Raw genomic sequence first — 11,911 nt, forward strand, 5'->3', positions numbered from 1 at the left:
AGTCTCTATTAACGGGGCATTAACCTCCCGGCCTTGGAGGCCTGTGGAGGGGGTTGATGTAAAGGCGATTAACGCATGTCATTGGTTAGAGAATGTCGTTAATAGCCTCGGTGGGGCGAGCCATCCTTACCCCCTTATTGGTGACGACAAATGGGCGCTCAATCAGGCGTGGGTGTGTGACCATTGCGTCCAGCAGTTCCTCGTCGCTGGAGTCCTTGGAGAGTTCCAGTTCCTTGAACTCTGCTTCCTTGGTGCGCACGGCATCGATGACGTTCAGGCCTGCCGCCTCGATTAGCGAGCGCAGCTCGGTCTTGGTTGGAGGAGTGTCTAGGTACTTGATGATTTCCGGCTCGATTCCGGCTTCGCGTAGTACGGCGAGAGCTTGGCGGGACTTTGAGCAGCGGGGGTTGTGGTAAATCTTCGCTTCCATGTCTCCATCATGGCTGATGTTGTGGTGTGGCGGTTGATGGAGCGGTGTAACTGTATGGGGTGAGACCTTGTTCGTTATTTATCCTGAAAGGCTGTAAAGCCAACAACACTTAAGTTCAATAGGTTGAAAATAGTTGTCGTTAGGTTTACTCTCACATGTGATAGATGAACGGCGAAGTGCGCTCCAACCGCCCCTAAGGTGACCAGATTTACTGAAGCGGCCGGTCAGCGTAGCCGTCGTAAAGCAGGAACAAACAATCAAGAGCGGACACCAACATGACAATTTCCGGAAAACTTTCGCGATCAGCTAAGTCCATGTGTGCGGGCCTTTCGATCTTGCTAGCGGGCGCTGGCCTTGCAGCGTGTGGCGATGGCAGTGAGGGAGCCAGCGGCGAGAACCCAATCAACGTCGTGGCTTCCACGACGCAGATTTGTGATTACGTGAAGCAGCTGGACATCGATGAAGTTGATTTGACCTGCCTGTTGGCGCCGAATGCAACAGCACATGAGCTGGAAATGACCCATGAGCAGCTGACCAAGACTGGTAACGCCGATCTCTTGTTCGTCAACGGAGTCGATTTGGAGCACTTCCTGGACCAGGCGATTGAGTCCTCGGGCTTTTCCGGAACGATGGCAGTAACCAGTGGCGTTCTCACTGCAGGTGACGTAGATGCCATGAAGGCAGCCAAGGACACGGACAAAACAAAGCCGCTGCCACCAGAGAAGGCGAAGAATGGTAACTACACCATTGACCGAGGGGTGGAGAAGATTGATGTCGCCCCATGGCCATTCCCGCCGGAAGAACCCGGTGAGGAGGCGGAATTCCGCTTCGATCCGCATGTATGGACCTCGCCGAAGAACGCCAAGATCCAGGTTGCCAATATCGGCTACGCCCTGGAACAGGTCGCTGAGGAACGTGGCGACAATGAGCTGAAGTCCACCATCGCCGACCACGTTGCGGCCTACCAGGACAAGCTGAATCAGCTGGATGAGTGGGCAAATAAGTCCATCGCCACCGTGTCGGACCCTGTGCTGTTTACCAGCCACGATGCCTTTGGATACTTCTCCCACGAGTTCAATATCAACTTCATCGGCGCAGCGCTGTCTGATTTCAACGAGCAGCAGGATGCCACGGCCGCGCATATCGCCGAGGCGGCAAAGACCGTGAAGGACGCGGGTGCAACCGCGCTGTTTGCGGAGAACTCGAACAACTCGAAATCAATTGAGGCGATCGCCAAGGCCGCAGGTGTCAAGGCCATCGTTGGTGAGGACGCACTCTACGGCGACTCCCTTGGTCCGGCTGGCAGTGATGGCGAGACCTACATCGGTTCCATCATCCACAACGTCACTCAGGTTGTGACGGCATGGGACGGAACTGTCGCGCCCCTGCCAGAGAGCATCAAATGAGCCGTAACCACTTAGCCAACCCCATGTCTGCCGAGCCCATAGTCACGCTCCGCGATGCCTCATTCGGCTACACGGCGGTACCCATCGTCAATCACATCACCGCCAATGTCGCGCCGGGTACCGGGCTTGCACTCATCGGCGCCAATGGCTCTGGAAAAACGACTGTGCTGCGCGGAATCCTGGGTGGGACTCGTCTTCTCGCTGGTGAGATGCACAACAACGCGAAGATTGTGTCCTACGTCCCGCAGTCGGCAGACCTCGATCGCACTTTTCCGGTCACGGCGTTCGATGTCGTCGCCATGGGGGTGCTGCACGAACTGCGCCCCTTCCAACCGCTTGGACACCGCAAAGAACGCATCCACGCAGCGCTAGCCAAAGTCGGGCTTGCCGACCGCACCAGTGAACGTTTCGGCAACCTCTCCGGTGGTCAGCAGCAACGCGTTCTGTTGGCGCGTGCCATCGTCGCACGTCCGCAACTCGTGCTTCTCGACGAGCCGTTCAACGGCCTCGACACTGAAAATCGGGCGATGCTGCTGAATCTCCTCAACGAACTGAAGGAAAGTGGCACGGCAATTATCGCGGCCACCCATGATCTCGTGCTTGCTGAGGACACCTGCGAAAACACATTAATTGTGGCAGAGCAGCCAGCTTTTGGTGCAACCTCGAAGTTGGTGCCAGCTTATGTGGACTGAGCTTGCGAATGAGCTTGGGGTAGCGCCTTTCATGTTCAGGCCACTAGTGCTGTTGATTGCCCTCGGGGCGGTCTCTGGCCTGGTCGGTGTCATCGTGAACCTGCGTGGCCTCGAGTTCAATGCCGAGGCCATGGTGCATTCGATTTTTCCCGGAATTGTGGCCGGTGCCGTATTCGGCGGCATCGACATGATTATCCCGGTGGCTGCAGCATTTGCGGTGGTAGTGGCAGTAGCACTGACCTTAGTATCGCGCTCGCACATGTCGGAAGCTGGAGTTGCAGTTGTACTGACCAGCTTCTTTTCCATCGGTGTGATTCTCTCGCTGAAGAAAGGTGACCAGTCAGGACAGCTGGAAGCGCTCATGTTCGGGCGACTGCTGGAAGTCACTGACTCCCGTCTCACCAGCGCCCTGATTGTCTGTGCCATCGCCTTGGTTCTTATCGCAGTGACCTGGCGCCGACAGGTGTTTGTTGCCTTTGATCGCTTTGGTGCCAAAGCCGCAGGCGTCAATGTGTGGGGCATCGACCTCACCATTAACGCGGCGATTGCTGCGGTCGTGGTGTCGTCGGCAAGCGCTGTGGGCGTGCTGCTGGTAGTCGGATATCTGGTCGTGCCGGGAGCGGCGGCGAGACTGCTGACTCGCCGAGTTCATGTGATGGTGCCGATTGCGATTGCAGTGGGCTGCCTCAGCGGAATCGTTGGTTTGGCACTGGTGCCTTTGGGGCCGGTGTCGCCTCAGGCAGTCGTCGCGCTGACCTCGGTGGGACTGTATTTCATGGCACTGGGGCTGCGCGTCGTGCTGGGAGGAGACCGTGTCTAGCATCCTGATTTTGCCCATTATCGAACTGATACTGGTAGGAGCCCTGGCTGGAGTAGTTGGGGTGCTCGCGGTGCTGGGAAAACAAGTGTTCTTCGCAGAAGCGATTACACATGCGACTTTTCCCGGCGCGGTTGTGGGCGTTGTTATTGCGGCAGCGCTCGGCCTGAGCCACTCGTGGATTTCGGTGTTCCTCTTTATCGGAGCATTTCTGATGTGTATTCCGATTGGGGCACTGTTCGGTCTGTCAAAGGTGGGAACAACGTCCTCGGCGGCGGGAATTGTGCTGACATTTGGGTTCGCACTGGGCTACTTCCTGAACAAGTGGTTCGCCCCGTTGCCGGTGAAGGTAGAAAGCTTCCTGGTCGGCAGCGTACTTAACGTGAACAAGATTGATATTGTGCTGTCCGGTGGCCTCTTGCTGCTGGTGGCGTTGGTGCTGCTTGCTCGGTGGCGTCAGCTGATTTACTTCACCTTCGACCCGGAGTCTTTCGGAGTCGCGCATTCGAGGAGAAAAGCACAGCTGGTCATCAGCGGGCTAATCGTTCTGACTCTGGTGGCGCTGATTCCGGCTGTCGGCACGATTCTATCCATCGCGCTGCTAGCTGCCCCGGCAGCTGCGCTCGTTGGGGTAGTGAACGATACCCGTTTGCTATTCGTGTTGGCGCCATTGATGGGTATCGCGATCGGCCTGGTGGGGCTATTCATTGCGGTGGCGGCGAATCTGTCAGTTGGCGGCTGCATTGGCGTGTGCGCCGGCTGTTTCTATGTCCCCCTCAAGATTGCGGCAACACGCAATAACGCTAAAGTCTAAAGAATGCACGTGGAGGATTTACCAGCAAAGACCCAGGACTACCTCAAGGTCATTTGGGATTTGCACGAGCGCACCGGTGAAAAAGTGGCACTTGGCGACGTCGCTGAGCGGATGGGCGAAAAGAAGCCCACCGCCAGCGAGGCTGTAAAGAAGCTAGCTGCACGTGGCCTTGTCAACCACGAGCCGTATCGGGGTATTAGCCTGTCGGACCGTGGGCGAGACATTGCGCTAATCATGGTGCGTCGCCACCGGCTGATTGAGAGCTTCTTGGTTTCGACTCTGGGATACACCTGGGATGAGGTTCACGAGGAAGCCGAAAAGCTTGAACATGCGGTCTCGGATGATTTCATTAGTCGCATTGATGCAATGCTGGGATTCCCTGAGCGCGATCCGCATGGCGATCCAATTCCCAGCGCAAGCGGTACCATCGCCAGCGCAGTGCGCACCGACCTGACGGATATCGAAGCCGGCGCGATGGTGGTAGTCGATCGCATTAACGACTCCGACCCTGAACTACTGCGCTATTTGGCGACATCAGGGGTAGGACCGGGGACCGTGCTCCGAGCCGAAGCCGCACCATATGCAGGCATGCATGTCTTTGCCATCCTCGATGAGGTGGACGATACCGAGCCAAAGAAAATTCATGTGGCAGACTCGGCACTATGGGCAATCAAGGCGACTCCAACAACGAACTGACGAGGGCCGCAGCGCGCTCTTACTATAAGGTGTCGCGGAATCTCACTGGGCCAACTAAAGTGCCACCCGCACCGTCAGTTTCGTTCGACAGCGTGAAGAGTGCTCGTCGACAGGCATATGCCAGTGTCGAGAGTGTTGATGTGCCGTTGAATGCCATCGCTATCTCACGCGCCGAGCAGCAGGAACACATGGTTGACCTCGAACGTCGATTGAATGCCTCGACCAAAGACATGCGTGCCCTGGTTGACTACGAAGAGCAGCGCATTGCGGTTACTAGCACTGTCAAAGAGGCAATCGTCTATACGCTGCTGGCAATACTCCTTCTGGCAGCAGCCATTGGACTTGGCTACGCCAGCCACCTGGGGGCCGATGCGATCTTGAATGCTGCGGCGGAGGTGACACCGCGGTGAGTAAACGTTCAGGCTCCGACAACGGGTGCGTGACGGTCATTGTCGTATTTTTCTTTTTTGGCCTGATTATTCAGCTCTTCGGTGTCACGCTGTGGATTCTGCAATATGCATTGCCAGTGGCGGGTTTGGTGCTTGCGATTCTCATCGCATACCAGGCGTGGGCCGGTGTGCGCCGTAGTGCTGAGGCGCACGAGCTCGCCGAGCGTAATCACGCGGAGCTGCAGCAGATTGCCATGGACACCGAGTACCAGCTCACCGCAATCCTTACTGCCTGGGACAATGTGAACACCACAATGGGTGTCGGCACCATCTACAAGGATGTATTTGCCTCCGGTGAGGCTACGCCGGAGCTCATCGAGCTACGCGGTGAGCTCTCTCGTGCCCGGAAGCTAAACAACCGACTGCGCGAGCAGCGCGAAACTATGACCAACCGGGAGCTGGTGGAAGCCATCTCTGATGCCGACGAGCTGTGGTGCTCGCTGACGAAGACGTATCAGAACGCTCGTCGCGAGCTGTAGTAACGCGCCTGGTTTACTCGACGGTCATCACAATCTTGCCGTCAGCGTGCCCGTCTTCCAATACTCGGTGGACCTCCGCGACTTCGGTGAGATTCTTAGTCAGGCCGATAGGAAGTGAAATCTCACCGGCAACCACGCGGTCGGCCAGGTCGGCATAAATAGTCGTGTCATTCGAAATGGCCGGAATGTGTGCCTCAATGCCACGTTCCCTCGCCGGTGTCAGGTCGGCCAGTGAAGGCAGCGCCACAATCCGACCATCCGATGCCAACACATCCAGCGAGGGGAGGAAAGTGTCGAAGTACACGCCATCGAGCACAACATCAACGCCCTCGGGGAACCGCCGGCGCACAGCCTCGAATACATCTTCCGCTGTGTAATCAATATGCTGCGCGCCAAAGCCCACTAGTTTTTCATGATGGCGTGACGACGCACTGGCCAACACAGTTGCGCCACGGGCAACCGCCAGCTGTGTCATCAGCTGGCCAACACCGCCACCTGCACCATGGATGAGTACGGTGTCACCGCTTTTTACCTTTGCAAGCTGCTCGACAGCGACGGTCGCCGTGATTCCCACTAGGGCAAGACCCGCAGCGGTAACGTCGTCAAGCGAATCGGGCGTTCGGACCACACCGTCGGCGGGGAAGACGTTGTGCGTTGCGTAGGTGCCGCGGAAGTCGTCGAAGCCGCGCATGCCGAAGACACGGTCGCCGGGGACGAAGCTGTCCACACCTTCGCCGACGGCAACGACTTCACCCGCGGCTTCGCGTCCGAGGACGGCGGGAGGGGTGAACTTTGCGCACAGACCGGAAGAGCCATCGCGCATCTTGTAGTCCAGCGGATTCGCGCCGATGGCTGTGGTTTTGACCAGGATTTCGCCGGGACCGGGCTGAGCATGATCGATAAGTGTCCTGGTGAAAATGTCAGCGGGGCCGAACTCCGGAATGGTCATTGCGTATGCGTTGCCTGAATTTGCTGCCATGTCCATCACTGTAGTCCTAGCAGCTAATTATCAACGGTCGGCAAGCGGGAGGGCAGCGGTGACGGCACTGAACGACTCATTGAGGTAGGCGCTGAGGAGGTCGGCGGCGTGGTTTGGGGTGTCCTCGATGAGAACTTTGGCGATACTGATGTGGCGATCGGCGTATCGGGCATGGAGTTCGATGCTTTGGGGGTAGGAGAGGAAGCAAAGACGGAGTTGGGCCTGAATTGATTCGGCGGTGGCTAACAGGTCGGGGGACCCGGAAGCTCTGACGATGGCGAGGTGAAAGGCATTATTCCGTTCGGGAAGGTTCAATGATGACTGTGAACCACAAATAGAAAGAATCTCTTCGCCGAGGAGCTTTGCCTGGCTCTTGCTTAGCGATCGCAGTGTTCCGCATTCGACGACATGGCGAAAGGCATACAGTTCGCGGATGCGTTGTTTGTCGAAGGAGGCTATAAAAACGCCGTGATGAGGAATATGAGTGAGTAACCCCTCAGATTCCAGCTTGCGGTAGACCTGTCGGATGGTGTTGCGGCTGACCTGCAGTCGCGCAGCAAGTTGGGTTTCACGGAGCTGCTCGCCGCTATAGTGCTTTCCGGCGAGAATCTCTCGGCGCAGGACAGTTGCGGTGACATCCGCTACTGAAACGTCTTGTTGTTTTTCCCCAGAGGACGTGCGGGTCTGATCGTCGAGGATGTTTCCGGGGGTAGTCATGTAATACAGACTACTAAAGCACTTTTGTGTGGCGGCCATCACCAATTAACATACGAGACATTGTTCAACAATCTCTGTGCAGGCGATCTTCAACGTAGGAATCCTTCAACGTGGGAATCGTCAGACTTGTAGGGAAAGGCCTTACGCTATGGACGCTTCAACATCTGCCCATAAGGCGCGGCGAACGGCACTCCTCGGCGCCGTATTCCTGATGGCGACCAGTGCTATCGGGCCGGGCTTCCTCACCCAGACCGCAACCTTTACGGCCAAGCTTGGCGCGGCTTTCGCCTTTGCCATTGTGATCTCGGTGCTTCTTGATATCGCGATTCAGCTCAACGTGTGGCGAGTGATTGCTGTCTCTGGACGCCGCGCGCAGGAGCTCGGCAACGCCGTGCTTCCGGGGCTGGGCTGGTTAATGTCAATTCTCATTGTCATCGGTGGTGTGGTCTTCAATATTGGCAACGTCGGCGGTGCTGGACTTGGTGCGAACGCGATGTTGGGCGTGGACGCAAAGATTGGCGGCATTGTTACTGCAATCCTCGCCATTGGCTTCTTCCTCTCCCGGCGGGCGGGTATGGCGCTGGACAAGGCACTCGTTGTGCTCGGTGTCGTGATGATTCTGGTCACTGGAATTGTGGCGTTCAGTTCTAACCCGCCAGTAGGGGAAGCACTGAAGAACACGGTCATGCCCGACACGATTGATTTGTTGGCAATCATCACGCTCGTCGGTGGCACTGTTGGCGGTTACATTACTTACGCTGGCGCTCACCGCATGCTTGATGCTGGCGCCGGCGGTGTAGAGAACCTCGCACAGACCACTCGCTCATCTGTTACGAGCATCATCGTCACAGCCATCATGCGTTTCCTCCTTTTCCTAGCTGTCTTGGGAGTGGTTGCGGGTGGCGTGGTCCTCAATACGGATGGAAACCCCGCTGCAGAGGCATTCCAAGCTGCGGCAGGAGATTGGGGTATGCGCTTCTTTGGCGTTGTCCTGTGGGCTGCGGGAATCTCGTCGATTGTGGGTGCCAGCTACACCTCAGCAACATTTCTGACTCGTTCCTCGGGTGCTGGAGCCAAGACTCAAAACACGATCACCATTGTCCTAATTGCAATCTCCACGCTGCTCTTCGGTGTCATCGGTACGGCTCCAGCGACGCTGTTGGTTTTCGCCGGAGCCTTCAATGGTTTGGTTCTTCCAATTGGCGTTAGTGTGCTGATTTACATCGCGCTGTTCCGTGCGGATCTCATGAATGGTTACAAGTACCCGAAGTGGTTGGCGGCTATCGGAATCTTGGGTGTCGCAGTCGCCTGGTTCTTGGCGTGGCGCTCATTCGGCGGTGTGTTTGAAATGCTCGGCTAATCCCCCCCGGTTTCTCGCACAGCTCAGATGAGAACCAACATAACAACGGTACAAAGACCAGCATTATTACTTGGAAGGAGCGGTGACGTTTATGGGCGCCACTATCGATCTCAACTCTGACCTTGGGGAAGCGTTCGGCTCGTGGAAGATGGGTGATGATATCGCTCTGCTGAACATTGTGACCAGTGCCAATATTGCCTGCGGGTATCACGCGGGTGACGCTAGCGTCATGATGGAGACCTGTGAGGCAGCTGCTGCGCGCGGAATTCGCATCGGCGCGCACGTCGCCTACCGCGATCTCCCCGGGTTTGGACGACGTCGCATGGATTACGCACATCGAGAATTGCGAGCCGAAACCGTCTACCAGATTGGTGCACTTTCGGCATGTGCACGGGCGGTGGGTACCGAAGTTTCCTACGTCAAGCCCCACGGTGCCCTCTACAACCGCATCGCAGTGGATGAAAATCAGGCCGCTGCAGTGGTGGAGGCGCTCCTGCTCGCTCGCTCCACCTGCGGAGATGAGCTTGCCATTATGGCGCAGCCGGGGTCGGTCATCGAACGGCTCAGCCTCGACGCGGACCTCCCTGTGATTAGGGAAGCTTTTGCAGATCGCGCTTATAACTCCGATGGAACTCTGGTGTCCCGAGTACTCGAGGGGTCGGTCATTGTAGAACCCGATGCCGTCGTCAAACGCGTCATTGCAATGGCTAGCGGGGAACCAATCGTCGCCTACGACGGTTCACCGTTGACCGTGCAGGCTGACTCTATTTGTTTGCACGGAGACACCCCTGGTGCGGTCGAACTCTCCCGTATGATTCGCCAAGGGCTCGTCGACGCCGGAGTCACTGTCGCTGCCCACGTATAGCGCGGACTCGCACACCGGTCTTATCAACCGCAGTTTTTCAACCCCGCAAGAAAGAAAGGATCAGCACCGCCATGGCCGAGATTCGCCCTATGGGAACAAATGCGCTGCTTATCGACTATTCATCATCGGCCAATCCGTTGGCGAAGGTACTTCGTGCACACTCTGCTGCGGCTGAGATTGAGGGACTCGTTGACAGGGTACCTGCAGCCCAAACGCTCCTTCTTCGCTTTCGCGGACCGGCTCGTCGTTACCTCGGCGCAGTAGAAACCGCGCTGCGGGGCAACAATGCGCAGAGGCAGACCGTCGACAAGCGAAAAACAATGACGATTCCCGTTCACTATGACGGCGCGGACCTTGAGTCCTTGGCACAAAGCCTTGGGATGAGCCCTCAAGCGTTGATCGATTGGCACTGCGAACGCCCTTGGACGGCCGCGTTCGGTGGATTCGCGCCGGGCTTTTATTACATGGTGCGCGGGAGCGGTCAGGGGTGGCCAGAGCCGCTTGATATTCCCCGCCTTACGACGCCGCGCACTCGAGTTCCCAAGGGCTCCGTCGGACTTGCGGGCCAATTCGCAGGTGTATATCCCATCGATTCGCCCGGTGGCTGGCAGCTCTTGGGACATACAGATGTGGAGATGTGGGACTTGAATCGGCCTAATCCGGCGCTGCTTGAGCCCGGGGTTGAGGTGCAATTTGAAGCGACTTCTACGGTGAGTGCGGCGTAGAAAAAGGGGGCGGAAGAGATGAAGAATTCTATCGAGATTATTCGACCCGGCATATTGACGACGATTCAGGATTTGGGCCGTGCAGGGCAAGGCAGCCTGGGCGTGAGTACTTCCGGTGCGTTCGACCACGAGTCCGCGGCAGCTGCTAACCGGATGGTTGTCAACGAAGAAAGCCTGGCGGTGCTTGAGTGCGTCGTCGGCGGGTTGGAGTTCCAAGTAGCGGAGGGAGCAATCATATCCTTCGCAGGAGCCCACGGTGAGGTGACTGTCGAGCAGGATGGCAAGGTCATCAAGACCTCGATGAATAGTCGAATTGTGGTCGGGGCGAAGGCAATTGTGCGGCTTGGTACCTTCGATGCAGGTCTTCGCGGGTACGTCGCGATTCGAGGGGGCATCGATGTCGCGGAAGTGCTGGGCTCGCGGTCATACGATACGCTCGGCAAGCTCGGCCCAGCGCCTTTGCAGGCCGGTCAGGTCTTGCAGGTCGGCGACCCGGAGTATTCGACGGGGTCGTCAATCGCAATTTATCCCGCGCCTCATTGGTCGAGCGAGGCTGCGCGCTTAGATGTTGTTCCTGGCCCTCGGGCGGACTGGTTTACGCGGGAAAGCGTCAGTGATTTCTTTCACGAGACATGGACCGTGACGCAAGAGGCCAACCGCGTCGGACTTCGGCTGAATGGGACTACTCTTGAGCGCCAGGTCACCCATGAGTTGGCAAGCGAGGGAATGGTCCCCGGTGCGATACAAGTGCCCGCATCGGGGCAGCCGATTATTTTCGGTCCTGATCATCCGGCGACGGGTGGATATCCGGTCATTGGTGTGTTGACGGAGCCGTCATTGTCGAGGGCCGGGCAATTGGTGCCCGGCGCGAAGGTACAATTCCGCCGGGTGCGGGCGGTATAGGTCTGCGGCTTCATTCTGCGCGATGGTGCGCCACTACGTTTGCCAGCTATGAGCGTCACACCGTTCTTCGCAGTAAAATCAGCCACCATGATTGAACACGCCTCCTTTTCTCAACTCAGTGCGACCGATGTGTATTCCATCTCGGCACTGCGCACCGATGTGTTCTATCTTGAGCAGTCCTGTACAGAGCCGGAAATGGATTGGCGCGACCTGGAAGCTACCGCGGAGCACTATTTCATCCGCGACGACAATGACTCCCGCAAGATTATTGCGTACTTGCGTGTAATTGACACGCTCGATGAGTTCTCGACGAGCTACCCGCGCACCATCGGCCGAGTTGTCGTCGATGCTGCGAGCCGGGGTAGGGGGTTGTCCTCGAAACTGCTGCAGCAGGTCATCGCTGACCACCCGGATACGGGGCTGATTCTGCATGCCCAGACGCAGGCGAAGGCTGTGTACGCAAAAGCCGGCTTCCATGAGATCGGGGAGACCTTCATGGAAGCCGGCATTGAGCACATCACGATGGTTCGTGACGGGTCCTAGGGGAAAGTACTTAGGCTCCGATTTGTACGGCGTTGC

At 57.3% G+C, this 11,911-nt stretch carries 15 protein-coding genes; 12 read left to right on the top strand and 3 right to left on the bottom strand.

The window, feature by feature from the left end; translation table 11 throughout:
- Window positions 1–85: 85 nt before the first annotated feature.
- Window positions 86–430: an arsenate reductase (glutaredoxin) gene (gene arsC / locus QP982_RS05935; protein ID WP_070566425.1), complete on the bottom strand. Its 345-nt coding sequence runs from the start codon at window positions 428–430 to the stop codon at window positions 86–88.
- Window positions 431–705: 275 nt separating this feature from the next.
- On the opposite strand from arsC, the gene QP982_RS05940 reads away from it, so the two are divergent.
- From QP982_RS05940 to QP982_RS05970, 7 genes are all read left to right on the top strand, one after another.
- The gene (locus QP982_RS05940) at window positions 706–1,836 is read left to right on the top strand and encodes a metal ABC transporter substrate-binding protein (RefSeq protein WP_070566427.1); all 1,131 of its coding nucleotides are present in this window, start codon (window positions 706–708) and stop codon (window positions 1,834–1,836) included.
- On the top strand, window positions 1,833–2,528 hold the full coding sequence (locus QP982_RS05945; RefSeq protein ID WP_070566429.1) for a metal ABC transporter ATP-binding protein: 696 nt from the start codon (window positions 1,833–1,835) through the stop codon (window positions 2,526–2,528). Before QP982_RS05940 ends, QP982_RS05945 begins: the two co-directional genes overlap by 4 nt.
- Window positions 2,518–3,348: a metal ABC transporter permease gene (locus QP982_RS05950; RefSeq protein WP_016422353.1), complete on the top strand. Its 831-nt coding sequence runs from the start codon at window positions 2,518–2,520 to the stop codon at window positions 3,346–3,348. Before QP982_RS05945 ends, QP982_RS05950 begins: the two co-directional genes overlap by 11 nt.
- On the top strand, window positions 3,341–4,159 hold the full coding sequence (locus QP982_RS05955) for a metal ABC transporter permease (protein WP_070566431.1): 819 nt from the start codon (window positions 3,341–3,343) through the stop codon (window positions 4,157–4,159). Before QP982_RS05950 ends, QP982_RS05955 begins: the two co-directional genes overlap by 8 nt.
- A 3-nt stretch (window positions 4,160–4,162) precedes the next feature.
- A complete protein-coding gene (locus QP982_RS05960) occupies window positions 4,163–4,855 on the top strand; it encodes a metal-dependent transcriptional regulator (protein WP_038628213.1) in 693 nt (230 codons plus the stop codon).
- 92 nt (window positions 4,856–4,947) lie between these two features.
- Window positions 4,948–5,265, top strand: coding sequence for a hypothetical protein (locus QP982_RS05965; protein ID WP_126107947.1), 318 nt, complete (start codon window positions 4,948–4,950; stop codon window positions 5,263–5,265).
- Window positions 5,262–5,783: a hypothetical protein gene (locus tag QP982_RS05970; protein WP_049172672.1), complete on the top strand. Its 522-nt coding sequence runs from the start codon at window positions 5,262–5,264 to the stop codon at window positions 5,781–5,783. Before QP982_RS05965 ends, QP982_RS05970 begins: the two co-directional genes overlap by 4 nt.
- 13 nt (window positions 5,784–5,796) lie before the next feature.
- On the opposite strand, the gene QP982_RS05975 is transcribed toward QP982_RS05970, so the two are convergent.
- Window positions 5,797–6,762 carry a quinone oxidoreductase family protein gene (locus QP982_RS05975; protein WP_284870305.1) on the bottom strand — a complete coding sequence of 322 codons (966 nt, stop codon included), beginning with the start codon at window positions 6,760–6,762 and terminating at the stop codon, window positions 5,797–5,799.
- A 30-nt stretch (window positions 6,763–6,792) separates the two neighbouring features.
- Window positions 6,793–7,479, bottom strand: coding sequence for a GntR family transcriptional regulator (locus tag QP982_RS05980; protein WP_070549497.1), 687 nt, complete (start codon window positions 7,477–7,479; stop codon window positions 6,793–6,795).
- A 148-nt stretch (window positions 7,480–7,627) separates the two neighbouring features.
- Here QP982_RS05980 and QP982_RS05985 point away from each other — a divergent pair, with 148 nt between their 5' ends.
- From QP982_RS05985 to QP982_RS06005, 5 genes are all read left to right on the top strand, one after another.
- The gene (locus tag QP982_RS05985) at window positions 7,628–8,839 is read left to right on the top strand and encodes an NRAMP family divalent metal transporter (RefSeq protein ID WP_070862844.1); all 1,212 of its coding nucleotides are present in this window, start codon (window positions 7,628–7,630) and stop codon (window positions 8,837–8,839) included.
- Window positions 8,840–8,930: 91 nt separating this feature from the next.
- Entirely contained in the window at window positions 8,931–9,704 is a 774-nt protein-coding gene (locus QP982_RS05990) for a LamB/YcsF family protein (protein WP_049172677.1), read from the top strand.
- Between the two features lie 89 nt (window positions 9,705–9,793).
- Window positions 9,794–10,429, top strand: a complete 636-nt coding sequence (locus QP982_RS05995) for a 5-oxoprolinase subunit B family protein (RefSeq protein WP_240593312.1) — start codon at window positions 9,794–9,796, stop codon at window positions 10,427–10,429.
- Window positions 10,430–10,447: 18 nt separating this feature from the next.
- A complete protein-coding gene (locus QP982_RS06000) occupies window positions 10,448–11,332 on the top strand; it encodes a 5-oxoprolinase subunit C family protein (RefSeq protein WP_049172680.1) in 885 nt (294 codons plus the stop codon).
- Window positions 11,333–11,419: 87 nt separating this feature from the next.
- Window positions 11,420–11,875, top strand: a complete 456-nt coding sequence (locus QP982_RS06005; protein WP_069359594.1) for a GNAT family N-acetyltransferase — start codon at window positions 11,420–11,422, stop codon at window positions 11,873–11,875.
- Window positions 11,876–11,911 lie beyond the last annotated feature (36 nt).

It is taken from the genome of Corynebacterium sp. MSK019 (assembly GCF_030232425.1).
Taxonomy (GTDB): Bacteria; Actinomycetota; Actinomycetes; order Mycobacteriales; family Mycobacteriaceae; genus Corynebacterium; species Corynebacterium jeikeium_D.

What these genes read in the sequence shown, in the direction of transcription:
- arsC (WP_070566425.1), bottom strand. Translation starts at nt 430, where the DNA reads ATGGAAGCGAAGATTTACCACAACCCCCGCTGCTCAAAGTCCCGCCAA.
- QP982_RS05940 (WP_070566427.1), top strand. Translation starts at nt 706, where the DNA reads ATGACAATTTCCGGAAAACTTTCGCGATCAGCTAAGTCCATGTGTGCG.
- QP982_RS05945 (WP_070566429.1), top strand. Translation starts at nt 1,833, where the DNA reads ATGAGCCGTAACCACTTAGCCAACCCCATGTCTGCCGAGCCCATAGTC.
- QP982_RS05950 (WP_016422353.1), top strand. Translation starts at nt 2,518, where the DNA reads ATGTGGACTGAGCTTGCGAATGAGCTTGGGGTAGCGCCTTTCATGTTC.
- QP982_RS05960 (WP_038628213.1), top strand. Translation starts at nt 4,163, where the DNA reads ATGCACGTGGAGGATTTACCAGCAAAGACCCAGGACTACCTCAAGGTC.
- QP982_RS05975 (WP_284870305.1), bottom strand. Translation starts at nt 6,762, where the DNA reads ATGGCAGCAAATTCAGGCAACGCATACGCAATGACCATTCCGGAGTTC.
- QP982_RS05980 (WP_070549497.1), bottom strand. Translation starts at nt 7,479, where the DNA reads ATGACTACCCCCGGAAACATCCTCGACGATCAGACCCGCACGTCCTCT.
- QP982_RS05985 (WP_070862844.1), top strand. Translation starts at nt 7,628, where the DNA reads ATGGACGCTTCAACATCTGCCCATAAGGCGCGGCGAACGGCACTCCTC.
- QP982_RS05990 (WP_049172677.1), top strand. Translation starts at nt 8,931, where the DNA reads ATGGGCGCCACTATCGATCTCAACTCTGACCTTGGGGAAGCGTTCGGC.
- QP982_RS05995 (WP_240593312.1), top strand. Translation starts at nt 9,794, where the DNA reads ATGGGAACAAATGCGCTGCTTATCGACTATTCATCATCGGCCAATCCG.
- QP982_RS06000 (WP_049172680.1), top strand. Translation starts at nt 10,448, where the DNA reads ATGAAGAATTCTATCGAGATTATTCGACCCGGCATATTGACGACGATT.
- QP982_RS06005 (WP_069359594.1), top strand. Translation starts at nt 11,420, where the DNA reads ATGATTGAACACGCCTCCTTTTCTCAACTCAGTGCGACCGATGTGTAT.